The 1,739-nt window shown below is 42.2% G+C and carries 2 protein-coding genes; both read left to right on the top strand.

The window, feature by feature from the left end:
• Nucleotides 1–67 precede the first annotated feature (67 nt).
• Nucleotides 68–664: an IS607 family transposase gene (locus IQ246_RS29560; protein WP_194006832.1), complete on the top strand. Its 597-nt coding sequence runs from the start codon at nt 68–70 to the stop codon at nt 662–664.
• Nucleotides 549–1,715 carry a transposase gene (locus IQ246_RS29555; RefSeq protein WP_339379291.1) on the top strand — a complete coding sequence of 389 codons (1,167 nt, stop codon included), beginning with the start codon at nt 549–551 and terminating at the stop codon, nt 1,713–1,715. Before IQ246_RS29560 ends, IQ246_RS29555 begins: the two co-directional genes overlap by 116 nt.
• Nucleotides 1,716–1,739 lie beyond the last annotated feature (24 nt).

Below are 1,739 nucleotides of genomic sequence, written 5' to 3'. Positions count from 1 at the left end.
GGTTAGCGAATAGCTAAATATTTGCTAACAATAGATTATATATACTCACAAATGCTAAGATAGTGGTATGGCTTATGTACCACTACGAGAAGCAGTTAAAAGGCTTGGACTGCACCCAAACACTTTAAGGAAGTACGCAGACAATGGCAAGCTCGAAAGCATCAAAAACGAAGCAGGACAAAGACTCTTTAACGTTGAGTCCTACCTTCGCGGTGCAAGCCAGAAGCTCTCCTTTGTTTGCTACTGCCGAGTCAGTTCAACCAAACAACGAGACGACCTTGGTAGACAAATTGCTTACATGCAGTCACTCTACCCAGATGCCGAAATCATCAAAGACATCGGCAGTGGAATCAACTTTAAAAGGAAAGGATTGCAAGCCTTACTGGACAGACTTATGCGGGGAGATAAGCTCACGCTTGTTGTTGCCTGTCGTGACCGACTCGCAAGGTTTGGATTCGAGCTTATTCAGTACATGGTCGAGCAAAACGGTGGACAAATCGTGGTTCTGGACAACACTGTACACTGCCCGGAATCAGAACTTACCTCAGATCTTCTCTCCATCCTCCACGTCTTGTCTTGTCGGATGCACGGACTCAGAAAGTACAGTAAAAAAATCAAGGAAGATCCGGATCTTCCTCACGGCGGCGCAAAGGCAGACTCTTAAGCATTGGTTTGGTGTATCCAGGTTTGTCTACAACACTACTGTCAAATTACTACAAGATTCTAGTGTTAAAGCTAACTGGAAAGCGATTAAGACTGACATATTGAACGGACTACCAGAATGGAGTAAATCAGTTCCTTATCAGATTAAGTCAATCGCCATTAAAGATGCTTGCAAAGCTGTTAGCAATGCCAAGAAAAAGTTTAAAAATGGTGGTGGTATTAGCAAGGTTAGATTTAGGTCAAGAAAAGACACTGTACAATCTTGTTACATTCCCAAGTCTGCGGTAAAAGACTTGGGAATTTACCACACTATATTGGGTGAGGCAACCTTTAAAGAAGCCTTACCGCAAAGCTTTGGCGACTGTCGTTTAGTGTTTGCATACCGTGATTACTATCTGACAGTTCCAGAGGATGTGCCACAGCAAAAGTCTGATAACCAAGGACGTGTTGTGGCACTTGACCCCGGTATCAGAACATTTATCACTTTCTTCTGTGAATGTAGTTTTGGTGAAATCGGAACAAATGCTAATTTGCAAATTCAGAAGCGATGTTTTCGTTTAGATAAATTAATTTCTAAATTCACTAAAGCCAAATGCAAACAAAGAAGAAGAATGAAGCTTGCCGCGAGTTCACTGCGAGGTAAAATCAAAAACCTTGTAGACGAATTGCACAAGAAAACTGCTCGATTTTTGGTTGATAACTTTGACATTATTTTGCTGCCAACTTTTGAAACATCTCAAATGTCGAAAAAAGCAAAACGCCGCATTAGGTCAAAGTCAGTGCGCCAAATGTTAACACTCTCCCACTACCGATTTAAGCAGTTTCTCAAGCACAAAGCTTTTGAAACCAACAAGGTAGTTATGGATGTTAACGAGGCGTACACGTCAAAGACAGTCAGTTGGACTGGTGAAATAATCCCCAATCTTGGTGGTGCTAAATTCGTCAAGTCTCCATCTGATGGGCAAGTGATGAGCCGGGACATGAATGGTGCGCGAGGGATTTTCCTTCGTGCATTGGTTGATACGCCCTCTCTCAAAGAGTGTATTTGTTAATGAATGTTAGCAAAAACGTATCGG

Source organism: aff. Roholtiella sp. LEGE 12411 (genome assembly GCF_015206995.1).
In the GTDB taxonomy this organism is placed as follows: Bacteria; Cyanobacteriota; Cyanobacteriia; order Cyanobacteriales; family Nostocaceae; genus Komarekiella.
The sequence above is the reverse complement of the archived record's forward strand: the minus strand, read 5'-3'. Positions and strand labels throughout refer to the sequence as shown.

Bases quoted from the DNA above. Each gene is read 5' to 3' on its own strand.
- IQ246_RS29560 (WP_194006832.1), top strand. From the start codon at position 68: ATGGCTTATGTACCACTACGAGAAGCAGTTAAAAGGCTTGGACTGCAC.